The 21992-nt window shown below is 36.1% G+C and carries 23 protein-coding genes; 12 read left to right on the forward strand and 11 right to left on the reverse strand.

Features of this window, described 5'->3' with window-relative positions; translation table 11 throughout:
• Positions 1-43 precede the first annotated feature (43 nt).
• Positions 44-736 carry a TapB family protein gene (locus tag H5V42_RS03640; RefSeq protein ID WP_185781775.1) on the forward strand — a complete coding sequence of 231 codons (693 nt, stop codon included), beginning with the start codon at positions 44-46 and terminating at the stop codon, positions 734-736.
• A 19-nt stretch (positions 737-755) separates the two neighbouring features.
• On the opposite strand, the gene lipB is transcribed toward H5V42_RS03640, so the two are convergent.
• From lipB to H5V42_RS03655, 3 genes are read right to left on the reverse strand one after another with little or no spacing between them, the layout of a single operon-like run.
• Entirely contained in the window at positions 756-1472 is a 717-nt protein-coding gene (gene lipB, locus H5V42_RS03645) for a lipoyl(octanoyl) transferase LipB (protein ID WP_185781776.1), read from the reverse strand.
• Positions 1473-1492: 20 nt separating this feature from the next.
• Positions 1493-2239 (reverse strand): hypothetical protein, encoded by a 747-nt coding sequence (locus H5V42_RS03650; protein ID WP_185781777.1) that lies wholly within the window; start codon positions 2237-2239, stop codon positions 1493-1495.
• Positions 2240-2244: 5 nt separating this feature from the next.
• Positions 2245-2400: a YqaE/Pmp3 family membrane protein gene (locus H5V42_RS03655; RefSeq protein ID WP_076457143.1), complete on the reverse strand. Its 156-nt coding sequence runs from the start codon at positions 2398-2400 to the stop codon at positions 2245-2247.
• Between the two features lie 110 nt (positions 2401-2510).
• On the opposite strand from H5V42_RS03655, the gene H5V42_RS03660 reads away from it, so the two are divergent.
• The 5 genes from H5V42_RS03660 (at position 2511) to H5V42_RS03680 (ending at position 8777) form a co-directional block, all read left to right on the forward strand.
• On the forward strand, positions 2511-3503 hold the full coding sequence (locus H5V42_RS03660) for a response regulator transcription factor (protein ID WP_185781778.1): 993 nt from the start codon (positions 2511-2513) through the stop codon (positions 3501-3503).
• Between the two features lie 89 nt (positions 3504-3592).
• Positions 3593-4135, forward strand: coding sequence for a thioredoxin family protein (locus H5V42_RS03665; protein WP_185781779.1), 543 nt, complete (start codon positions 3593-3595; stop codon positions 4133-4135).
• 121 nt (positions 4136-4256) lie between these two features.
• The gene (gene lysS / locus H5V42_RS03670; RefSeq protein WP_185781780.1) at positions 4257-5948 is read left to right on the forward strand and encodes a lysine--tRNA ligase; all 1692 of its coding nucleotides are present in this window, start codon (positions 4257-4259) and stop codon (positions 5946-5948) included.
• An 87-nt stretch (positions 5949-6035) separates the two neighbouring features.
• Positions 6036-7301 (forward strand): endonuclease/exonuclease/phosphatase family protein, encoded by a 1266-nt coding sequence (locus tag H5V42_RS15335; protein ID WP_185781781.1) that lies wholly within the window; start codon positions 6036-6038, stop codon positions 7299-7301.
• A gap of 45 nt (positions 7302-7346) precedes the next feature.
• The gene (locus H5V42_RS03680) at positions 7347-8777 is read left to right on the forward strand and encodes an SLC13 family permease (protein WP_185781782.1); all 1431 of its coding nucleotides are present in this window, start codon (positions 7347-7349) and stop codon (positions 8775-8777) included.
• Positions 8778-8840: 63 nt separating this feature from the next.
• Here the strand turns inward: H5V42_RS03680 and H5V42_RS03685 are convergent, their stop codons facing one another.
• The 3 genes from H5V42_RS03685 to H5V42_RS03695 all read right to left on the reverse strand — a co-directional run bounded on the left by H5V42_RS03685 (position 8841) and on the right by H5V42_RS03695 (position 11150).
• Positions 8841-9584 carry a leucine-rich repeat domain-containing protein gene (locus tag H5V42_RS03685; RefSeq protein ID WP_185781783.1) on the reverse strand — a complete coding sequence of 248 codons (744 nt, stop codon included), beginning with the start codon at positions 9582-9584 and terminating at the stop codon, positions 8841-8843.
• Positions 9585-9793: 209 nt separating this feature from the next.
• Entirely contained in the window at positions 9794-10090 is a 297-nt protein-coding gene (locus H5V42_RS03690) for a hypothetical protein (protein WP_185781784.1), read from the reverse strand.
• 352 nt (positions 10091-10442) lie between these two features.
• Entirely contained in the window at positions 10443-11150 is a 708-nt protein-coding gene (locus tag H5V42_RS03695) for a hypothetical protein (RefSeq protein ID WP_185781785.1), read from the reverse strand.
• Positions 11151-11453: 303 nt separating this feature from the next.
• Between H5V42_RS03695 and H5V42_RS03700 the strand changes: the two genes are divergently transcribed.
• The 3 genes from H5V42_RS03700 (at position 11454) to H5V42_RS03710 (ending at position 14821) form a co-directional block, all read left to right on the forward strand.
• Positions 11454-13925 carry a zinc-dependent metalloprotease gene (locus H5V42_RS03700; protein ID WP_229665596.1) on the forward strand — a complete coding sequence of 824 codons (2472 nt, stop codon included), beginning with the start codon at positions 11454-11456 and terminating at the stop codon, positions 13923-13925.
• Positions 13926-14084: 159 nt separating this feature from the next.
• Positions 14085-14270, forward strand: a complete 186-nt coding sequence (locus H5V42_RS03705) for a hypothetical protein (protein ID WP_185781787.1) — start codon at positions 14085-14087, stop codon at positions 14268-14270.
• A gap of 98 nt (positions 14271-14368) precedes the next feature.
• Positions 14369-14821 (forward strand): hypothetical protein, encoded by a 453-nt coding sequence (locus H5V42_RS03710; RefSeq protein WP_185781788.1) that lies wholly within the window; start codon positions 14369-14371, stop codon positions 14819-14821.
• Positions 14822-14884: 63 nt separating this feature from the next.
• Here H5V42_RS03710 and H5V42_RS03715 read toward each other — a convergent pair whose 3' ends face one another.
• Positions 14885-16627: an alkaline phosphatase D family protein gene (locus H5V42_RS03715; protein WP_185781789.1), complete on the reverse strand. Its 1743-nt coding sequence runs from the start codon at positions 16625-16627 to the stop codon at positions 14885-14887.
• 193 nt (positions 16628-16820) lie between these two features.
• On the opposite strand from H5V42_RS03715, the gene H5V42_RS03720 reads away from it, so the two are divergent.
• From H5V42_RS03720 to H5V42_RS03730, 3 genes are all read left to right on the forward strand, one after another.
• A complete protein-coding gene (locus tag H5V42_RS03720) occupies positions 16821-17636 on the forward strand; it encodes an SH3 domain-containing protein (RefSeq protein ID WP_185781790.1) in 816 nt (271 codons plus the stop codon).
• 99 nt (positions 17637-17735) lie between these two features.
• A complete protein-coding gene (locus H5V42_RS03725) occupies positions 17736-18335 on the forward strand; it encodes a transcriptional regulator (protein WP_185781791.1) in 600 nt (199 codons plus the stop codon).
• Positions 18332-19066: a DUF3307 domain-containing protein gene (locus H5V42_RS03730; protein WP_313792123.1), complete on the forward strand. Its 735-nt coding sequence runs from the start codon at positions 18332-18334 to the stop codon at positions 19064-19066. The genes H5V42_RS03725 and H5V42_RS03730 overlap by 4 nt, the downstream gene beginning before the upstream one ends.
• A 54-nt stretch (positions 19067-19120) precedes the next feature.
• Here H5V42_RS03730 and H5V42_RS03735 read toward each other — a convergent pair whose 3' ends face one another.
• The 4 genes from H5V42_RS03735 to H5V42_RS03750 form a co-directional block, all read right to left on the reverse strand.
• Positions 19121-19957 carry an SDR family oxidoreductase gene (locus H5V42_RS03735; RefSeq protein WP_185781792.1) on the reverse strand — a complete coding sequence of 279 codons (837 nt, stop codon included), beginning with the start codon at positions 19955-19957 and terminating at the stop codon, positions 19121-19123.
• A 27-nt stretch (positions 19958-19984) separates the two neighbouring features.
• On the reverse strand, positions 19985-20476 hold the full coding sequence (locus H5V42_RS03740; protein WP_185781793.1) for an anthrone oxygenase family protein: 492 nt from the start codon (positions 20474-20476) through the stop codon (positions 19985-19987).
• 31 nt (positions 20477-20507) lie between these two features.
• Positions 20508-20903, reverse strand: coding sequence for a DUF5367 family protein (locus tag H5V42_RS03745; RefSeq protein WP_185781794.1), 396 nt, complete (start codon positions 20901-20903; stop codon positions 20508-20510).
• A 203-nt stretch (positions 20904-21106) separates the two neighbouring features.
• Positions 21107-21967, reverse strand: coding sequence for a helix-turn-helix domain-containing protein (locus H5V42_RS03750; protein WP_185781795.1), 861 nt, complete (start codon positions 21965-21967; stop codon positions 21107-21109).
• Positions 21968-21992 lie beyond the last annotated feature (25 nt).

Consider the following 21992-nt stretch of genomic DNA (forward strand, 5'->3'; position numbering starts at 1 on the left):
AGGCCTAAATCAACAAATAGAATTAATTAAATCGAAAACCAAAATGAAAAAATGTATTCTCCCACTGTTAGTGTTTTTTGCACTTACCAATTACGTTAATGCTCAATCTGCCTGTAGCCAATACTACCCCTTAGTAGAGGGTGCTACTATGGAGTACACCAACTACGATAAAAAAGGTAAAGAAGATGGCGTTATGCATTATAAGGTAACTAATGTTAAAACTTCTGGCTCTACAGATTCGGCTACTATGATGATGACCATGACCGACAAAAAGGGCAACGAATTTAGTTCAGAATACGATATCCTATGTGAAGGTGATATTGTAAAAATTGATTTTGAATCTCTAATGAACGAGCAAATGATGAATCAATTTGGTGACATGGAAATGGAAATGTCTGGTGTAGATATAGAAATACCCAACAACCTCTCTGTTGGCCAACGTTTACCAGATGCTAATATTAATATTAAAGTTACCATGGGCGGAGGTATGAATATGAATATGAATGTGGATACGGTTAATAGAAAAGTGGAGAAAAAGGAAAAAGTAACCACACCAGCAGGCTCTTTTGATTGTTATGTGATTTATAGTGATACTCAAACCAAAATGATGATGGCCAATCAAAGCTTTCCAACTAGAGTATGGTTAGCAGAAGGCGTTGGTATGGTTAAGCAAGAAACCTACAATAAAAACAGGAAATTAATGAGTAGTACACTTCTAACAGCTTACAATAAGTAAAAAACTATAAACCTCGGTACTAAACCGAGGTTTTTTCTTTTATAAGTTCAACTTCGAAGAGTTTAGTAAAGTGTTTTAATAACTTTTGCTGTACTTCCTCTACATCTATTTGTTTCTTTCCTAACTCTACATTTAAAGAAGTTACGGCTTTGTCTTTAATTCCGCAGGGTATCATCATATCAAAATAACCCAGATTAGCATTTACATTTAAAGCAAAACCGTGCATGGTTACCCATCTACTTGCGCGCACGCCCATAGCACATATTTTTCGAGCAAAAGGTGTACCCACATCTAACCACACCCCAGTCTCCCCTTTAGAACGTTCCGCTTTTAGTCCATACTCAGCTAGGGTTAAAATCACCATTTCTTCTAAAAAACGTAAGTATTTATGAATATCTGTAAAGAAGTTATCCAGGTCTAAAATTGGGTAACCAACTATCTGACCTGGTCCGTGGTATGTAATATCTCCGCCTCTGTTTATTTTATAAAATTTAGCGCCCTTTTCTTCTAGTTTTTTTTCATCCACTAAAAGATTGTCCATATCGCCACTTTTACCTAAAGTAAAAACATGCGGATGTTCTACGAACAAAAAATAGTTAGGCGTCTCTAGACCAGCTTCTTCTCTCCTATTTTTAATTTTGGTATCAACTATACCTTTAAATAGAGTTTCCTGATAATCCCAAGTTTCCTTATAATCTTTGTGACCTAAATCTTTAAGTAAGACCTTTTTATTCATCTTACAAAGTTACGAATACCCTATTTCTTTTCTAACTCCACAGTAAAGTCAATTGCAGTTGGGTTTTTCATCATGTTTAAGAAATTAACTTCGTAAATCATTGTTTTACCATCCATAGAAAATGTTGCTCCTTCAGCCGAAGTAGCTTTTATTCTTCGAGGAAAATGATATTTAAAAGTATACGTAGAACTGGATAAAAACATTTCAGCACTCTGCAAGCTATCTAAGCTTTTTTCAAAGAGTGTTTCATCTAAAATTTTTACAGTTCTAGAAAATGTGTTTCCATTAAAATCATAAACCACTTCAGTAGGCATTTGAGGTGGTTTTTGCCCAGCAGCATCATTATTTGAAGAAGGCCCTATTGATGATGCATCTTGAAAAGCGTTGAAAGCATCATTAACCTCATTTACGTTTTTAAATTCACTATACATATCAAAACTCATTTTTTGAGTCTCTGAATCCATTACCATGTGCATCGTAAATGGCTCAAGCTTTTTCAGTTTTTCTTGTTCTTCTACTGGTAACTGTGCAATACTATCTTTACGTTCTTCTAATAAATCTCTAAACACTAAAGTAGTATCAATTTTCTCTTCGAGGCTTGTACTATCAGTACCCATAGACCCCATAGCAGCCATTAACTCATCACCATTAAAGTGAATATTAATTTTACCAGAACCATTATCATCAAGAAAAATTTCTTCAGTAAAATTACAGGCAACAACAAGTACAGCAACCGTTAAGAAGCTTAAAAATTTAAAGACTCGCATAGTTCTTAGTTTGGATTGTTCAAAATAATTAACGCGGCAATTACCCCTGGCACCCAACCGCAAAATGTTAAAAGTAGAACAATAAAAAATGACCCACAACCTTTGCCAATAACAGACAAGGGTGGAAAAATAATTGCTAATAAAACTCGTAGAAAACTCATAGATTTGATTGATGTACCTATATGTCGCAAAACTGCTTATGTTGTTACAGTTTTTACACCTGTTTTTTAGACGTTTCTTTTACGTCTCTATACTTTTTTGTTTAGGAACTATGCAAGCGCAATTTCAATTTAGTGGCCAAGTAGGTGAGCCGTATAGGAATCAAAGCGTTTATTTATCTCTTGTTGAAGATTATCGTAAAACAGAACGGGTTTATCAAAGCCAATTTTTAGAACAAACTGTTGCCGACTCTTTAGGTAATTTTACTTTCTCTGGTGATAACCTTCCTAAGAAAAATAGAATTTACAGAGTTCATGTTGACGGTTGCAATGATAGCATTGTTAGCGGCAATCATTTTTTAAAAGCGTGCAATTCAATAGAAAGCATCTTATTTATTGCCAATAACAGCGATACCATAAATCTACCCTTTACATTTAATCAAACATTTTGTGAGGTTAATGCAACCAATAATTCGGCAGATAAGATTTTAGAATTTTATGCTCTAAAGGATGAAATGATTTTAGACTTTGCAAACGCCGATTCTGATTTAGCCAAGGATTTAAAATTTGCGAAATGGTTTGAAATTTTTCAAGAATTTGGCCTAAATTCAAACGAACCTCTTGTAGAATTAGTAGTTTATAATTTTTTATCTAATCGAAGTTCAGAAACTCACGATTACTATTTAGAAGATATTTTAGATTCTAAATATTATTCCGATTTATTGGAGCGCTTACATAGAAAATACCCAGAAGCTGCTTTTACCAAGCAATTTGAAGCGGAAATATCTGCAGACACTTATATTCAATCTTCTTCGAAAAATGCTACAAAAGACCCAAACTTTTGGTTTAAATGGTTTGCTTACACTTTACCAATTGTAGTCTTTCTCGTTGGTTTATTAATCTACAAATCTAGAAAAGTCAATACTAAAAACTACCACCTAACACAACAAGAAGAACGGGTGGTTAAAGCTATACTAGAAGGAAAATCGAATAAAGAAATTGCCGCAGAATTATTTATAAGTTTAAGCACAGTAAAAACCCATATTAATAGTATCTATAAAAAGTTAAATATTACTTCTAGAGCAGAAATTCATTCTAAATTTTAAATTTCAACGGGGGTCTAGTCCCATTTTCAAACCCTACCTTCTTTTGCTAAGTAGTGTTTTTATTGATTTTCGGACAAATTCTAAAAATCATGAAAAAACTAACATGCGTTGCAGTTATGCTTTCCACTTTTATGTTGAATGCACAGTCAAAAGAAATCGTTTTACCCAATGGTACTACCTTTCTAGTTGGAGAAATTTCGGTTACCGATTTAAAAACAAATTCGTATCAATCCTGGTTTGAACCGCAATTTGAGAACTATACCATTGACAACACCAAATCTGCCCTTATCGCTAGCAAGCTAAAAACGTATAACCTACTCTTATTTATGGGCACATGGTGTGGAGATAGTAAACGAGAGGTACCCAAAATTATTAAACTATTATCGCATTTGAATTTTCCAATGAATCAACTTAAAATTGTTGCTGTTGACCAACGAAAAGAATATTACAAAAAAAGCCCTGGCGGCGAAGAATGGGGTCTCCATATCAAACGTGTTCCCACGCTAATTTTTCTTAAAAATGGTAAGGAAGTCAATAGAATTATAGAAACGCCTGTTACTTCTTGGGAAGCCGATTTTTTTGCCATTGTTAGCAATCAAACATATAATCCTAATTATGAACAAACCAAGTAAGTACTAAAGGGTTTTTATTAAAGCGCAAAAGTGTAATTTTGCGCTTTAATTTTTGAGAAGTTTTTTTAGTTCCTATTGAATAAAACTGAACTACTTTTTAAAAAAACAAATTGGTTTTACTATGCAACTGTCTGAACAAGAAATAGTTCGAAGAGAAAAATTATCCAAATTACGAGAAATGGGTATTGACCCATACCCTGCAGCCTTATATCCTGTTGATGCCACATCAAAAAGTATAAAAGAAAATTTTGAAGCTGACAAAAAGGTAATTATCGCTGGTAGGTTAATGTCTCGTAGAATTCAGGGAAAAGCTTCTTTTGCTGAATTGCAAGATAGTCAAGGGCGTATCCAAGTATATTTTAATAGAGATGAAATTTGCCCTGATGAAGATAAAACCCTGTATAACGAGGTCTATAAAAAACTACTTGATATTGGTGATTTTGTAGGGGTTGAAGGCGAACTGTTTACAACACAGGTTGGTGAGAAAACAGTATTGGTTAAGAACTTTAAATTGTTAAGCAAAGCGTTAAGACCCTTACCGTTACCAAAGGTTGATGCAGATGGTAAGGTATACGATGAGTTTAATGACCCTGAATTACGATACCGTCAACGATATGTTGATTTAGTTGTAAACCCTAAAGTAAAAGAGACGTTTATTAAACGAACTAAAATCACTAACAGTATTCGTGAATTTTATAACGCCAAAGGGTACTTAGAGGTAGAAACGCCTATTTTACAACCCATACCAGGTGGTGCTGCTGCACGCCCATTTTTAACGCACCACAATGCGTTAAACATTCCTTTATACTTAAGAATTGCCAACGAACTGTATTTAAAAAGATTAATTGTTGGTGGTTTTGATGGTGTTTATGAGTTCTCTAAAGATTTTAGAAACGAGGGAATGGATCGTACTCATAATCCAGAATTTACGGTAATGGAATTGTATGTTTCATACAAAGACTATAACTGGATGATGGATACCACCGAACAATTATTAGAAAAAGTAGCCAAAGATGCCACCGGAGGTACCACCATTACCGTTGGTGATAACAAAATAGAATTCAAAGCTCCTTACCCTAGAGTACCTATTTTAGAAGCTATTAAAGAACATACCGGTATTGATGTTTCTGGTATGGGAGAAGAAGAATTAAGAGCTACTGCTCAAAACCTTGGTTTAGAGGTAGACGAAACCATGGGTGTAGGTAAATTAATAGATGAAATTTTTGGTGAAAAATGTGAGCATTTCTATATACAACCCACTTTTATAACAGACTACCCGAAAGAAATGAGTCCGTTAACTAAGGCACATAGAAGCAAACCTGGTCTTACAGAGCGTTTTGAATTAATGGTCAATGGTAAAGAGTTGGCTAATGCATATTCTGAGCTAAATGACCCTATTGACCAGCGTGAGCGTTTTGAAGAACAGTTACGTCTTTCTGAAAAGGGTGACGATGAGGCCATGTTTATTGACCAAGATTTTTTACGAGCATTAGAGTACGGTATGCCTCCAACTTCAGGTATTGGTATTGGTATAGATAGATTGGTAATGTTAATGACCAATAATGCTAGCATACAAGAAGTACTTTTCTTTCCGCAAATGAAACCTGAGAAAAAGAAGGTTGAATTAACTGAAGAAGAAAAGGTAATTATCGACATTTTAAAGCCCATAAGTGAAATGCCATTAGCTGATTTAAAATCTAAAGCTGGTTTAAGCGGTAAAAAATGGGATAAAAGCACCAAAAATCTCGCAAAAATTGGGCAACTTAAAGTTGAAAAAACAGACGATAACCTTATGGTAAAATATACAGGTTAGGTATAGCTGCCTAAGGTAAAAGTATTTAGGTATTTTTGAGAGAAGCTGCAATAATTATGCAGTATTACTCTTGAAAATACCTTTTTTATGCGCATCAATCTCATAATTCTCGGACTTGTATTCTTTTCGCTTGTAAATTTTAAGCTACAGGCACAACACAAAGCCATGTCTTACAACATTAGATATAGCACTTCTAATGATGGTGAAAATGCGTGGGATAATAGAAAAGAAGCCGTGGTGGCACTCATTAAAAATTATGAACCAGATTTTCTAGGAATTCAAGAAGGATTACTATCTCAAGTAGCTTACCTCAACAAAAATTTAGCTGACTATGCATATACCGGGGTGGGTAGAGATGACGGAAAAGAAAAAGGAGAATTCTCGGCAATATTCTACAATGGTAAGGCATTTAAACTTATAACAGGTGAAACTTTTTGGTTGTCAACAACCCCAGAAAAAATATCTGTTGGTTGGGATGCCGCCATGGAACGCATCTGTACGTACGCACTTTTTGAACATTTAACTACGGGTGAAAAAATATATGTATTTAATGCCCATTTTGACCATATTGGTGAGCAGGCAAGAAAAAATTCGGCATTACTCATTGAACAAAAACTACAACAACTACAAATTCTGACGGAACCTGTAATTGTAATGGGCGATTTTAATAGCGAACCTAATAGCCCTCCAATTCAAACATTTACTAGCTATTTAGATGACGGTGTAGCCATCTCAGAAAAATCGTTATACGGACCAAAAGGCACATTTAACGGCTTTGATGAAAACCTAATTCCACAAAACAGAATTGACTACATATTCTGTAAAAATTTAAAAAGTGTTCAGAAATACCGTCATATAAACGACAAAAGAAATAATGGCTTATGCCCCTCTGACCACTTACCTATTTACATGGAATTTACACTGAATAAAAAAATTACGGGTTATGATGTATCTTTAAGTGAAACCAAAAATCAATCAATTATGCAATTGGGTAACTTTTCTATTAGTCTAGCGGTTAAAGACATCAAAGCTTCGAAGGCATTTTATGAAAAACTGGGATTCACTGAGTTTGGTGGAGACATTGCTCAAAACTGGTTAATACTACAAAACGATACCTGTACTATTGGGTTGTTTCAAGGCATGTTTGATAAAAACACGTTAACCTTTAATCCAGGATGGGACAATAACGCAAATAACCTAAAAGAATTTACAGATATTAGGCAACTAAAAGAGCAATTAGAGGCTGAAAACATCACCATACTATCAGACGGAATCAAAGGCGAAAAAGGCCCCGGAAACTTAGTGCTCATGGATCCAGATGGTAATCCTATTTTAATAGACCAGCATCGTTAAAAATAGCTTTTTCACTTTGTTAAAAAATAGTTAGCTTAGTTTCCCATGGAGCTAAGTAAAAAAATTGGGCTATTTCTAGGCCCTATGCTATTTATCGTATGTGTTAATCTTCCATTTGAACTAATTTCTACCAAAGGTGATGCTGTAATTGCGGTAGCCCTTTGGATGCTTGTTTGGTGGATTACTGAAGCGGTTTCAATTTCAGTTACGGCATTATTACCATTATTACTCTTTCCCATTTTAAATATTATTCCTATTGCAGAAGTAGGCGCTAATTATGGTAGTCCTATAATATTTTTATTCTTTGGTGGATTTGTAATGGCCTTAGCTTTAGAAAAAGTAAATCTGCATCGTAGAATTGCGTTAACTATAATTAAACTTACTGGTACAACCCCCAACAAAGTTGTTTTGGGTTTTATGATTGCAACAGCAGCCTTAAGCATGTGGATTAGCAATACGGCAAGCACGGTTGTAATGCTACCAATAGCACTATCTGTTATCAATCTCTTAATTCATGATGCTGATGGCTTTACTCAAAAAGACCAAAATTTTGCCTTAAGTGTAATGTTGGGTATTGCATTTTCTGCCAATGTTGGTGGTGTGGCTACGCTCATTGGAACTCCTCCCAATTCAGTTATGGTTGGATTGTTAGAAAATGAATATCAAATTGAAATCTCGTTTCTAAAATGGATGGTATTTGGGGTGCCTTTTGCCACTTTAATGTTAGTAATAACCTACTTTGTTCTTGTAAAATGGATGTTCCCCAGCAAAGGGTTGCGTTTTAATGCTTCTAAAGATGTAATTAAAACGGAATTGGAAAAGCTAGGTCCAACTTCTGGAAAAGAAAAAATGGTCTTAGCCATTTTTGGAGTTACCGTTTTCTTATGGATTTTTAGAACATTAATAAATGGTGTTTTTCCAGCACTGGGCCTTACAGATACTATGATAAGTATTTTCGCCGCTATTTGTCTTTTTGCCATTCCTTACAATCTTAAAAAAGCTGACTTTATAATAGAATGGAAAGATACTTCGAAACTTGCATGGGGAATTTTAGTTCTGTTTGGCGGTGGCTTGGCACTTGCAAAAGGAATGTCTGTAAGTGGTATTGTTGACCTTGTTGCTAATGGTATTGCACAAAGTGATATCAGCATTCTGCTAACCGCATCTCTTTTAATTTTACTAATGCTTTTTATGACAGAGTTAATGAGTAATGTAGCGTTAGTTGCTGTTTTAGCACCCGTTGTAGCAGGTATTGCTATAGGTTTAGAAATACCTATTCTTTATCTTTTAATACCAGTTACCGTAGCTAGTAGTTGTGCGTTTATGTTACCAATGGCAACCCCACCTAATGCAATAGTTTTTGCTAGTGGCTATGTAAAAGTTCCGCAAATGGCAAGAGCAGGTGTAATTCTTAATTTAATTGCGGTTTCGCTATTAATCTTGGTATTTCAGTTTGTGTTACCACTCTTGTTTTAGTGGATAAAAAAAAAGGCTTGCAACACCATAGCAAGCCTTTAAAAATGAAAAGCATGGTTAAGATTACTCTTCGTTATCGTCTTCAAATTTAGTTTCCGCAGTACCTTCTTGAGGCGCCATAAAATCTAAAGGAATATATTTTAAGTCTTTAATATCAACATCTAAAGCAACTAATTGCTGCTGTGATAATTGGTGTAGACCTCTTAAATCATTAAAATTATTATTTGCCAAATACAATTTATTTAGCTTTTTTAAATTCTCCATCCCTGATGGCATGCCTCCTGTAAAATTGTTATCTGCTAAAACAAGGCTGTTTAAATTACGCAACTCAATTATCGATTTTGGTAATTCACCTTCGAAAGCATTTTTTCCTAAATCTAGATAGGCCAAGCTCTCTAAACGGTTTACGGTTAACGGCAAAGAACCTTTAAACATATTAGCGCTTAAATCTAAATACTTTAGATTTTCAAACTTTCTAAGTTCTCTTGGCATTCTACCCGTTAGTTCATTCTCTGATAAATCTAGATATTCTAAATTTCTGAGATTACCAACCGTAAGTGGCAAATTACCTTTAAGATTGTTGTCTGCTAAATCTAAGGCAACTACTTTACCATCTTTTACTTTGACACCATACCATGTTGAAATGGGTTGGTCCAAATCCCAAGGGTGGGTCCATTCGTGGCCATTAGTTCGAGCATGTAATTCTAATAAAGCAATTTCTTCTCGTTTACTTACTTCTTGAGCAAAAGTGGAAAAAGCGAAGGGTAAGATTAGCAGGGGAACTAAAAGTACTTTTTTAATCTTCATAATTATAGTGTGTTTGGGAACTGATTGAGACATTAAAAAAAATCAATTCGGTTAAATGTAACAAAAAATAGATGTGAACCACGCTTAACCAGAAGTGTGAACCCAAGATTTTGTTGTCTTTTCGACGAACTGCACAATCGTTCTTACACCAAACTATAAAACCCTGAAAAATCTCAGGGTTTTATAGGCCTATTTCATAAAGAGAATTCTTACTCGTAAGCATTAAAATTCTCTGGCAAATACTTTTTAGTATCAATAGTCAGCTCTTCTTCGATTTCTATAAAATCAATGGAGTGAATATTTGATGCCGCAGCATATGGGTCAAAATCTGCAGGCAAATAACTTTTGGTGTCAAAACCTAAGTTTATTTCCTCAGAAACCTCAACAAACTCAATAGCAGATACATCTACTTTTGAGTTGCTTTTTTCTGTTTTAGTTTTTGCACCCACTAATGGCATTAATAATAACGCTACAAATAAGGTACTTAAGTACATTTTGTACTTCATAATATTGCTTTTAAAATTGCACATGTATAACCCTATTACGATGATTTTCGTATGTGTAGATGAGTATGTAAGTAATTCTAAAACCCCAGTCATTCATAATTATTTTAACATACCTTAGAAACATTGCTACTCTGTTAATCTACTTAGTCACTTTGTTGCACATTTAACAACAAAATGATTGAAATTTTATCAGTTACACTTTATCGAAAAAATAGGTTAAGTTTTTGTTAAGCAGCGAAATAGAGCGATTAAGAGGAATAATAACAACGCATACCACATAAAAAAACCCTCGATTTCTCGAGGGTTTTTACCAACTAACTAACTCAAATTTGATAAAATGAAAACATCCTACCTAGATTGACCTTTTATAAGGGTCAAAGCCTTCTGGAAGATACGGTCTCGTATCAAATCCTAATTCTATTTCGTCATCCATATCTATAAAGTTTATAGAGTGTATGTCTATTATATTGGTGTAAGGGTCAAAAGAATCATCTAAATACGTGTCTGTATTTACGTCTAACACTTCTTCTTCCTCAATAATTTCAATGTCATGAATATTGAAGTATGCTTTATGTGGATTAAATCCTTCTGGCAAATAAGGTTCAGTGTCAAATCCTAAATCCTCATCTTCAATTTCAATAAAGTCTATAGAATGAATATCTGTTGGCGTGGCATACGGGTCAAAACCTGAGGGTAAATAATCCGAAGTGTCAAAACCTAACTCAATTTCATTTTCTATCACTGAACTTATATTGGAATCAAAATCAAAAATTGTAGTAGTTTCTTCTTCAGAGGTAGCACTATTAGTAACTACAACTTTAGTCTCCACTAATTCTTTTTCTAAGATTTCTGAATTCCAATCCATAAATTGTACAGACTCATTAAAAACGTCTGTTACAATTGGTCTTGTTTCAGCAGTAACATTTACTACTGTTAGTTCTTCTAAGCTACGGTTTGTTTCAACTTGGGGTTGAATTAAAAAGTCCGTACTTTTTTGTTCTTCTGCTATGGGTGAACCGCCGATTAAGGTACACGCATAAATAATTAATAACTGTTTCATTTTTGATTGATTTTTTGATTGATGTTATATGCTTATAAGACTACACTAAAACCAAAATGTTACATCGAATATTTCATTTTAACAATTTCCTAATACTCCGCTAAGTCAACTATAGCAGGAGCTAACAACTGAAACCAAGTCTAAAACGCAGGGTTGCCAAAGATTCACCATCAAAAAAAATAGTACACACCTTAGCATGGTTTTAACAGAAAGATTCTTCTTTTTTTTGGTTATTTACAGCACTGACAAATTCAAATGATGCTAAAAAAGATGATTTCAAAGTTATTTTTGAGGAGTTTCCTCATGTTTTTTGCATTAGTAAGCTTTCAAACTGCTGATGCACAACTATTCAAAAAGAAAAAGAAAAAAGCCGATTCGGCTGCTGAATCAAAACCTAAAAAAGACGAAAAAATTAAACCTTACAGCAAGGTAATTACTTCTGATGCTAAAACTGATGAAGGACTTTTTCATGTACATGATGTAGATGGAAAATATTTCTACGAAATTCCAGATTCACTATTTAATAGAGAAATGCTAATGGTGAGCAGAATTTCTAAAACAGCAACCGGTATTGGTTTTGGTGGCGGAAAAATAAATACTCAAGTACTACGCTGGGAAAAAAAGCCAGAAAAAGTATTGCTAAGAGTGGTATCTTACCAAAATTATGCGGCGGACTCATTACCCATACATGAGGCGGTAGTGAATTCTAATTTTGAGCCTGTTCTATTTTCATTCGACATTAAGGCCTTTAATACAAAAGATTCACTCAACACCACTACAGTAATTGAGGCTAACAATTTGTTTACCAAAGATGTTAAGGCGTTAGGTATGCCAGACTCTAGAAGAAAACGGTATAAGATTTCTCGTTTAGATGGTGACCGTAGTTATATAGAAAGTATAAAAAGTTACCCGCTTAACGTAGAAGCGCGTCATGTAAAAACGTATGCTGCAGGTAACCCGCCAAGTAATCAAAGTTTAGGTTCTATCTCTATTGAAATTAATAACTCCATGATTCTTTTACCTAAAGCACCTATGAAAAGACGCTATTTTGATGAGCGTGTGGGTTGGTTTGCAAGAGGTCAGGTAGATTATGGTGATGATGCTCAGCGCAGTAAAACGGTGACTTATTTAGATAGATGGCGTTTAGAGGTTAAAGATGAGGACATTGAAAAATATAAAGCTGGCGAATTAGTTGAGCCTAAAAAACAAATTGTATACTATATAGACAGAGCCACACCAAAAAAATGGGTACCCTTTATAAAACAAGGTATTGAAGATTGGCAAGTTGCTTTTGAAGCTGCCGGTTTTAAAAATGCTATTATTGCTAAAGACCCCCCATCAGCAGAAGAAGACCCAGAATGGTCACCTGAAGATGTTCGGTATTCTGTGGTACGTTATTTGGCTTCTCCCATACCTAACGCTAACGGTCCGCATGTAAGTGACCCTAGAAGCGGTGAAATTTTAGAATCAGACATTAATTGGTATCATAATGTAATGTCATTATTACGCAACTGGTATTTTGTACAAACAGCTGCAATTAATCCGGAAGCACAAAGTACTGAATTTAAAGATGAGATTATGGGGCGTTTAATTCGTTTTGTATCGTCTCACGAAGTTGGTCACACTTTAGGTTTACCTCACAATATGGGTAGTAGTGTGGCATATCCGGTAGATTCTTTACGTTCTGCAAGTTTTACAAAAAAATATGGTACTGCGCCTTCTATAATGGATTATGCGCGTTTTAACTACGTGGCACAGCCAGGTGATGGTGATGTGGCCATGATGCCTAATATTGGGGTATACGATAAGTATGCTATCAAATGGGGTTACAAACCTATTTTAGATAAAACAGCTAAAGAAGAAAAGCCAATTCTAAACAAATGGATTCTTGAACATGCGGGTGACCCAATGTACCGTTTTGGTCACCAACAGGTAGGAGATATTCATGACCCTAGTTCACAAACTGAAGATTTAGGTGATGATGCTATAAAAGCTAGCGAATATGGTATTGCTAACCTGAAACGTATTGTGCCTAATTTAATGAAATGGACAACAGAAGATGGCGAAAACTACGATGAGTTGGGCACTATGTATGGGCAGGTAATTTCGCAACTTCGAAGATACATGGGCCATGTAGCTAATAATATTGGTGGTGTTTATGAATATCACAAAACTGCTGACCAAGAAGGTGTAGTCTATACCCACGTACCAAAAGCACATCAGAAAAACTGTATGGCATTTTTAAATGAGCAATTATTTGAAACGCCTGAGTGGTTATTAGATAAAGCTATTTTTCAACGTACCGAATATTCGGGTTCAGTAGAACGCATTCGTGCTTTACAAGAACGCTCATTAAATACAGTTCTTGGTTTAGGGAAACTAGCAAGAGCTATTGAAAATGAATCCTTAAATGGTAGTGATGCTTATACTATTACCGAGTTAATGCGCGATTTAAGACGAGGTGTTTGGTCAGAAACTAGAAGCGGAAGGTCAATTGATACGTATCGTAGAAACCTACAAAAAGCGCATATTGATAGATTAGAATATTTAATGACTGCTGAAAACCAACGTAAATTGCCCGACTTTGGTGGTTATCGTAAATCAACTGCTGTAAATACAAGTCAGTCAGATATTAGGTCTGTAGCACGAGCGGAATTAAATAACTTAAGGCGCGATATTAGAAACGGACTTTCAAGAATTTCTGATACTATGAGTCGCTATCATTTACAAGATGTGCTCGAAAGAATTGATATGATTTTAGACCCAAAAAGCTAATTTCACATACATTTTAACAGTTGAAAGGGACGAAACCATGCATTTCGTCCCTTTTACATTGGTATTAACTCCATTCACCTACACTTTTCTGCATTTCGCAACCATTTAAAAATCTGAATTACTTAATTCGGTAATTTTACAGTCCCAAATCTTATTATCATGAATTCCCAAAAAGTAAAAAGCCTATTCTTTTTCTGTTCATTTGTTGTTGCTGCTATCGTTTATTATAACGTAGAGCAAAAAGATTCTTTTAATCCACATATGGACATGAGTCAGACCGCTGACCTCCAAGTAGATAACACAGACACCTTAGAAGACACTGAGCTAGAGAGCTTAACTGAGTAGAACACAACGTCTTCTGTTAAAACACTACTAAATTTTGTAGTTGGTTTAAACCTTGTTCTTGTTTTAAGGTCAAAAGAACAAACAGTAAAATTTAAACCATGAAAAAAATAGTAGTTGTATTAGTGTTGTTGACCACAACCTTAAGTTTTGCGCAAGAGCGCCAACGTGGCGAAAGACCACGTCAAAATCGTTTTGAAGATTTATCCGCGGAGCAAATTGCTACGCTTCATACCAAAAAAATGGCGTTAGCTTTAGATTTAACTAACGACCAAGTTAAAAAGGTTCAAAAAATAAATCTTGAAAACGCTGAGCTTCGCAAAGCACACATGGCCAAACGAAAGGCGAATAAGGAAAATGCTGATGCTAAAAGGCCAACGGCTGAAGAACGCTACGAGCGCGAAAATGCTCGTCTAGATAGACAGCTAGCAGTTCAAAAGCAAATGCAAGACATACTTTCTGATGAGCAATACCAGAAATGGAAGAAAATGTCGCATAGAAAGCATAAAAAAGGTAATAAGAGACCTAATAGGGATGAAGCAAAAAGAGGGTAGTGTTTTTTGTTGATTTGAAAAGCCCTGACAGAATTTGTCAGGGCTTTTTGCTTTTTATACAACTTATACGGAATAGGATACCGTGTTACCAACAAACGCCGTATAACCACTATCTGCAATAGTATCTATAAATTGATAGTTAGCCGTTGCCGCTCCTTGGCTAAATTCCATCAGAATATAACCTCGCTGTTTGGCGTCAAAATATTGAAGCCCATCTATTAGTAACGTAAAGGCTTGCTCAATACCAGCTATGGTTGCAGGGTCTGTACCAAAAATGCCTTCAAAACCTGGAGAGGTTACAGATGGACAGGCAAATTCCATTCCAACGTTGTTTCCATTCAAATCAGTTAATACATTATTCCATGCATTGTGTGTGTCTCCTGCTAAAACCACTGTGTTTTTTCCATTCAACAAACCAAACAATTGCTCGCGTTCAACAAAATAACCGTCCCAAGCATCTAAATTATAAGGTACTTGTGCAGCCAATCTTGCTTGCTCTTCTGGGGTTAAGGTGGGGTCTCCTGCTAGAGCTCTTGCTTTTAAAGTCGATAGCTCAACAATAAGGTTTTGCAGGGCTGTTAAAGTTTCAGGTGAATTGTCTCCACCAGCTACCTGACCTATTAAAATTAAAAGCTCAGCAGGAACTGTCATTCTTCCCATTAATACTTGCTGGCCAAGAACTTGCCATTTTGCAGTACTGCTACCAATTGCGTTTGCTGTCCATGCCAACTGCTCATCTCCAAGCAAACGTTGATTAGGGTCTCCTAATGCTGCTGCACAACCATTGAAGTCAAAACTTCCGTCAGTATTAAAATAATCGGTAAAACTTAGTTGTTTGTCTCTACCTACGATACGCGTATCTAAAAACACCAAATTGGCAAGATTACCATATTCAAAATTTCTGTAAATAACTCCTTCAGCGTCTGTTCTTACTGGCAGGTATTCGCTATGAACTTTTATAGCACGTTCTAAACGAGCTTGGTAATCTCCTTCACTTTCATCATGATTTTGAGCACCATCTTTATACGCATCATTAGTAATCTCATGGTCATCCCAAACCACCATAAATGGTTTTTTCTGATGTGCCAGTTGTAAGCCCTCATCAGTTCTATACTGACGATAACGCAATCTGTAGTCTTCTAAAGTTAATATTTCTGTTGCAGGGTCATGTTCTCTATTTAATGGCACTGTATTTTCATTGGTTCCATATTCGCCAATACCATATTCATAAATGTAATCGCCTAGATGAATAATGATATCTGCATCACTTTTAGCCATTGCATCATAAGCATTGAACAAACCAGCAGGATAATTACTACAAGAACACACGGCTAACTTTAAGCTATCTACAGCAGCTCCTGGTTCTGGTAAAGTAATGGTTTCACCAGTTACCGAAGCCATATTTCTATCTGGTTGCACAAAACGATAGTAGTATTTACCATTAGACGCTAAACCAGTAACGTCTTGTACAATGGTAAAATCGTTTTCAGCAGAAGCATACTGCATGCCTTCTTTAACCACCTCAGTAAAGTCAGCATCTGTAGCTACTTGCCAATTAATTTGTATAAAATCTGAAACCTCATCTGTGGTTGGCGTAAAACGTGTCCAAATAATTACTGCAGTGGCTGTAGGGTCAAAACTGCCTACACCGTGTAAAAAGCGTGGGGTTTGTTCGCCATCATCACCATCACCCAATACATCATCTAATCTATTGCATGCTACTATTTGTGAACTTAAAAGCACCCCTCCTGAGGCTAAAATAGACTTTGCCAAAAAGGCGCGTCTGGTTTGTATTTTTCTTTCCATTTGTTTGTTTTGAAATGTGTTCTCTGAATACTTTAAAGCTATAACCCCAACGTAGCTTTTGGGTTATTTGAACTTTACGAGAAAATTAAACTGTTGTGCCTTAATGTTAAGTTCTGGTGAACCAAGCTATGCTTTTAGAGCGTATTTAAAATAAGCTTACCACCTATTACGTTTAATTTTTAATTCTTTTCTTATGAAAACACGTAATTTTTTAGCTGCCTTTACCTTACTAATCACCTTTGCTATACAAGCACAAATGCACCCTAAATTTCATTGCCTTTGGGGCGAATGTGATTTTCAACCAGGTCAACTTATATATGCCTTTGGAGATAATGTAAAAATGCGTACTGCACCCAATACCAATGCTAAAGTGCTCGATTATTTGCCTATTGGACATCCGGTTTTAATTGTAGAAAAAACTTCAGAAACCATGACCTATAATGGTTACGAGAGCCCCTTTTATAAAGTGGAATATGACAATGCCACGGGCTACATTTTGGGCGCACTGCTTTCTTTGGAGAAAAAAGAAATTAATGGTAATACCTTACTCTTTAGCTACAAAAAAGAAGGGGATGCTACTTTTTTACTGATGCGAAATCGAAAAAGCGATGGTAGCTACACCCAAGACAAAATACCGTTAGCAAACAGCATGCTTAGTTTAGAAGTTAAAGATTCTGGAATTGACGGGCTAAACCAATTACTGTACGTAAGTTATTTATCTGAAGCGTGTGGCGTTGAAGGTGGCGGAATCTATCTTTTACCTACACAAGATAATCTTGTACAATTGGCTGAACTTTCTCAAGTGTCTGAAGCGGGGCAATTCTGGTACTCTGAGCGGTTTATATTTCCAAGTGATGAAGGCGGAGTGCCTCAAAAAATTCTCTTTAAAAAAGAAAGAAGCGTTACTATCGATGAAAGCCATAATTGGGTGAGTAACTCAGAAGAAAGCGTTGAATTAAGCTGGCAAGACGGTAAATTACTCCCCGATTTTAGAAAAAATCAGGATTAAAAATAAGGTTTCTCAATATTTTATGCTCTTTTTAAAGCATATTTTTAATTATGTATTATTTTATACATATATTTGATTATATCTTTTTAAGTACATAAAATGATTGCAATACTTACGGGTGACCTTATTAAGTCTCAAAAAGAAGATGCTAAATTATGGTTACCCACCTTAAAAGAAGCTTTAAACCATTTTGGGCCTACCCCAAAACAATGGGAAATTTACCGTGGCGATAGTTTTCAGTTAGAAACCTCAGCTACTGAAGCGTTGACGGCTGCCCTATTACTTAAAGCCAGTTTAAAAACCTACAAAAAATTAGATGTGCGTTTGGCTATTGGCTTGGGCGAAAAGTCTCATAATGCTGCCAATATTACCGAAGCTAACGGCACTGCTTTTGTGCATTCTGGGCAGTGTTTTGACCAACTAAAAAAACATACGCTGGCCATACAATCTGCTCAAACAGATTTTGATACCGAATTTAATTTGCTGTTTCGTTTGGCTGCGCTGACCATGAATAGCTGGCCACCAGTTACGGCTCGCATTGTAAAAACTGCTATCTTGAATCCAGAAATGGACCAAAGTGAGCTTGCCGCACTTTTAGACAAAGACCAACCCTACATTAGTCGTGCCTTAAAACGTGCGGGTTATGAAGAACTTTTGCAACTGAACCAACATTACAAACACAAGCTGAGCAACCTATGATGAGTTTATTTTTTGCCTTAAAACTGCTACTTGCACATTTTTTAGGTGATTTTGCCCTACAACCCCAAAAATGGGTTGCCCACAAAAAAGAGCACAAAGCAAAATCTAAATACCTCTATTTTCATGTAGGTGTGCATCTGCTACTCTTACTGTTAGTGTTACAATTTCAAAAGTTTTGGGTGGTAGCGTTAATAGTGGTCAGCCATTACCTCATTGATTTAATTAAGCTACTACTTACCAACTCTAAAAATGAACGTTGGCTTTTTGTAGCTGACCAACTACTACACCTTTTGGTAATTGCTTTAGCAACCTATATGGTAGCGCCCTTTAGCATTGACCCAAAAACCATTTTAACACCTAAAATAGTGCTCTTTTTATGTTGTATAGTTTTTGTTACGGCGGTATCCGGAATTTTAATGAAACTACTACTGCAACGGTATATTACAGATTTGGCCGAAAGCGAAAAAGACAACCAAGAAGGGAGCTCTCTCAAAGATGCAGGGCGCTATATTGGTATGCTCGAACGGCTGTTTGTTTTTGGTTTTATTCTAGCCAGTCAATGGTCGGCTATCGGTCTGCTTATTGCGGCAAAATCAGTGTTTAGATTTGGCGATTTAAATAAGGGGAACAACCGTAAACTAACCGAGTATGTGCTTATTGGCACCTTACTCAGTTTTGGCCTCGCCATTTTAACGGGTTTGGCATATAAACTTTTGGTGGTACACCTATAAAAAAGCCATCCCTTTAGAGATGGCCTTTAATCATGGTTGATTAATTACTTCTAATTATGCGGTAACAGTGGCGTTCCAAATACCGGTTTTTGCAGTTGTAGCTACATAATCTGTAAATGCAATAGGTTTTCTGCCCAACACTTTTGGTATACCATCACCAATAACTTGGTTTTTAGCATTGCCTAAAACTTCGGTAAACAAATATTCTATAAGCCAAACGTATCCAGAGGGTAAGTCTAAACTTTCTAAATGGGCCAAATACGCTTCTAACGTAACCGGAACAAAAGTTAGGTTTCGGTCTGTAGCTTTTGCAATCTCAGCAACTACTTCTTTAAAGGTAAAAAAGGTGTCTCCAGTAAGCTCGTAAATTTCACCCGTATGACCTTCATTAAGTAACACCTCAACGGCTACATCTGCAATATCATTGGCATCAACATAAGGCACCTTAACCTCAGCCTTGGGTAAGGCTACAACACCCTGTTGTATGGGTTCTAAAAAGAAACTTTCACTAAAATTCTGATTAAACCAACTTGCACGCACTACCGTACTATCAATTCCGCTATGTAACACAATTTGTTCGCATTTTTCAGCTTCGGTTTCGCCTTTACCCGAGAGCAATACCAACTTTTGTACGTTTTGTTCTTTCGCTACTTGTACTAGTTGCTCAATTGCTTCTTTGGCACCTGGCACGGCTAAATCGGGCTGATAACTAATATACACAGCTTCTATACCTTCTAAAACTGCGGGCCAAGCTTCGGGTTGGTGCCAGTCAAAAGCCGGACTCGCATTACGTGACCCTACCCTTACGGTAATGCCTTTGCTTTGTAAACGGTCTACTATTCTTCGACCTGTTTTTCCATTTCCTCCTAAAACTAAAATGTTGTTTCTCATGATTTTCGAATTTTGATTTTTATTAATTTATTTTAATATTCCTACTATCGTCAATAAGGCAAAAGAGACTATTGATGCTAGTACTCGTAGCAGATGAAACCTATTCCAAGGGGTTTCAAATTGCCTTCTCAAGGTTTTCAATTCTTCAGCGGTACTAGCGGCCAAATCGGTTTTTTCTAATACCTGATTCAAGGGCACATTACCAAAAATGGTGACCAAGACTATGCCCACAAAGTAGATGGCCATACCCAGCATTAATAATTTGTATTGCACAGGCTCCAAGCTTTTATTGGTTAGTAAGGCTGCAATACCTAAAAGAAAGCTCCCAAAGAAGACCATGAAAAAGAGCGGATTTTCAATGCTTCGATTCATTTTTTGAAATGCTTCCAAGTAATAAATATCGCTTAGTTGCCCAATTCCTGGGGTTACGGCATTGCCCCAAGTAAAACATATTCCCGCAGTTAGACCTACGCCTAAAATGGTTAAGCATAAACTGCTGTTTCCTAAAGTAATTTCCATGATGTAATTTGTTTTTTGATGTTAGTATTTGTTAAACGGATGCCACTTTTTTTCGGTGAAACCAATACCCATATACCGAAGCTACCAAGACAAATTCCGCAGCTATTATCCAAAAACCAGGTGCGGTAAAAAACGCTTGATAACTACCGCCTACAGGCAAGACCAGTAAAGGCACGGTAAATAGGGCGTCTAAAAAGGCCGCGATACCAAAAAAGGCTAGACCTACAAAAAATCCTTTTGTGGTGGAATCTTTTTTAAAGTACCATCCAGTTCCAAACCATACTATTGGTAGAACTGCTAAAGAAAGACTACAATTGGCTTGTAATTCGGCATCCGCAATAAGCGGAATACTGTAAGAAAGTACATAAATACTTACCCCTAAAACCCAAATGAGCAGACCTATTTTTGCTATTGCTATTATTTTCATGACTATTCGTTTTTTGATGATTACACCGCAAAACTAGAACAGCCGCTTCCGCCTTATTTGTTTGAAACGGAGTTTGATTTGTTCGAAATGGAGAAGATATTTGTTGGTTATTTTAAACCTTAAACTCTGAACTTTGTACTTTGTACTTTGTACTTTGTACTTTGTACTTTGTACTTTGTACTTTGTACTTTATACTTTCTACTTTAAACCCCCTTTACTTCACTAGGCCTAAAGCCATATTTTTTAGCAAAAGCATTAGAGAACGAACTCAGACTATCATACCCTACATGCCAGGCAGCCTCTTGTACCGTAGCTTTTTTATGGCGCAGCAATTCGTGCGCGCGCTCCATACGTTCATTTTGTAAGTATTTAAACACAGGAACACCAAATAACTTTTTAAAGTCCTTTTTTAAACGAAACGTATTAAGACCAATGAGCCTTGAAAGTTCAGTTAACGAGGGTGGCTCATCTAAGTTTTCAGAAAGTATTTCTTTGGCCTTATACAGTTTGTCTCGTTCTACCTTTGAAAAATCTTCGGTTTTTAGTTGGGAAAGTTCCCAAAAAAAGTGCGATAATAAGGCCGTTACCTGACTTCTAAAAAACATCATTTTGGCTTTACCTTCATACGTATTGCTAAAAACGTTGTCGATAATATGCTCCATTTCTGGGGTCATATAAAATCGAGGTCCTTCTACATATGGGGCATCGGGTTTGGCTAATTTACCTAGTAGCTCGGTAAACAATTCGCCTTCACCATTAGGTAATTTTTCCAAATTTTTAGGGGCTGTAGCTATCAGCAAACATTGCAGTGGTTTTTCTGGTGAAATGGTATGAATACAATCTACCGTAGTATCCGCAAAAAACGATAGTGCCAATCCCTTGGTATTGTCATAATCATGCGTAGCATTTTTGTGCTGCATGCGCAAATGCACATTACCCGAACCATAAAAGGCTACCGCAATAAGGGGCTCATCAAAACGGCACGAATCGATAAGTTCCTTATCCGTATTCGCCTCCTCTACCAGAACAATAAAGTCATTAATGTTAATACTATCGCGTACCATTGCATTCCTAAATTACAAAAACAAT

The organism is Croceivirga lutea, from assembly GCF_014235875.1.
In the GTDB taxonomy this organism is placed as follows: domain Bacteria; phylum Bacteroidota; class Bacteroidia; order Flavobacteriales; family Flavobacteriaceae; genus Croceivirga; species Croceivirga lutea.

Bases quoted from the DNA above. Each gene is read 5' to 3' on its own strand.
- H5V42_RS03680 (WP_185781782.1), top strand. From the start codon at position 7,347: ATGGAGCTAAGTAAAAAAATTGGGCTATTTCTAGGCCCTATGCTATTT.
- H5V42_RS03715 (WP_185781789.1), bottom strand. From the start codon at position 16,627: ATGGAAAGAAAAATACAAACCAGACGCGCCTTTTTGGCAAAGTCTATT.
- lipB (WP_185781776.1), bottom strand. From the start codon at position 1,472: ATGAATAAAAAGGTCTTACTTAAAGATTTAGGTCACAAAGATTATAAG.
- H5V42_RS03730 (WP_313792123.1), top strand. From the start codon at position 18,332: ATGATGAGTTTATTTTTTGCCTTAAAACTGCTACTTGCACATTTTTTA.
- H5V42_RS03740 (WP_185781793.1), bottom strand. From the start codon at position 20,476: ATGGAAATTACTTTAGGAAACAGCAGTTTATGCTTAACCATTTTAGGC.
- H5V42_RS03735 (WP_185781792.1), bottom strand. From the start codon at position 19,957: ATGAGAAACAACATTTTAGTTTTAGGAGGAAATGGAAAAACAGGTCGA.
- H5V42_RS03650 (WP_185781777.1), bottom strand. From the start codon at position 2,239: ATGCGAGTCTTTAAATTTTTAAGCTTCTTAACGGTTGCTGTACTTGTT.
- H5V42_RS03665 (WP_185781779.1), top strand. From the start codon at position 3,593: ATGAAAAAACTAACATGCGTTGCAGTTATGCTTTCCACTTTTATGTTG.
- H5V42_RS03660 (WP_185781778.1), top strand. From the start codon at position 2,511: ATGCAAGCGCAATTTCAATTTAGTGGCCAAGTAGGTGAGCCGTATAGG.
- H5V42_RS03745 (WP_185781794.1), bottom strand. From the start codon at position 20,903: ATGAAAATAATAGCAATAGCAAAAATAGGTCTGCTCATTTGGGTTTTA.
- H5V42_RS03640 (WP_185781775.1), top strand. From the start codon at position 44: ATGAAAAAATGTATTCTCCCACTGTTAGTGTTTTTTGCACTTACCAAT.
- lysS (WP_185781780.1), top strand. From the start codon at position 4,257: ATGCAACTGTCTGAACAAGAAATAGTTCGAAGAGAAAAATTATCCAAA.
- H5V42_RS03685 (WP_185781783.1), bottom strand. From the start codon at position 9,584: ATGAAGATTAAAAAAGTACTTTTAGTTCCCCTGCTAATCTTACCCTTC.
- H5V42_RS03710 (WP_185781788.1), top strand. From the start codon at position 14,369: ATGAAAAAAATAGTAGTTGTATTAGTGTTGTTGACCACAACCTTAAGT.
- H5V42_RS03725 (WP_185781791.1), top strand. From the start codon at position 17,736: ATGATTGCAATACTTACGGGTGACCTTATTAAGTCTCAAAAAGAAGAT.
- H5V42_RS03690 (WP_185781784.1), bottom strand. From the start codon at position 10,090: ATGAAGTACAAAATGTACTTAAGTACCTTATTTGTAGCGTTATTATTA.
- H5V42_RS03655 (WP_076457143.1), bottom strand. From the start codon at position 2,400: ATGAGTTTTCTACGAGTTTTATTAGCAATTATTTTTCCACCCTTGTCT.
- H5V42_RS03720 (WP_185781790.1), top strand. From the start codon at position 16,821: ATGAAAACACGTAATTTTTTAGCTGCCTTTACCTTACTAATCACCTTT.
- H5V42_RS15335 (WP_185781781.1), top strand. From the start codon at position 6,036: ATGCGCATCAATCTCATAATTCTCGGACTTGTATTCTTTTCGCTTGTA.
- H5V42_RS03750 (WP_185781795.1), bottom strand. From the start codon at position 21,967: ATGGTACGCGATAGTATTAACATTAATGACTTTATTGTTCTGGTAGAG.
- H5V42_RS03700 (WP_229665596.1), top strand. From the start codon at position 11,454: ATGTTTTTTGCATTAGTAAGCTTTCAAACTGCTGATGCACAACTATTC.
- H5V42_RS03705 (WP_185781787.1), top strand. From the start codon at position 14,085: ATGAATTCCCAAAAAGTAAAAAGCCTATTCTTTTTCTGTTCATTTGTT.
- H5V42_RS03695 (WP_185781785.1), bottom strand. From the start codon at position 11,150: ATGAAACAGTTATTAATTATTTATGCGTGTACCTTAATCGGCGGTTCA.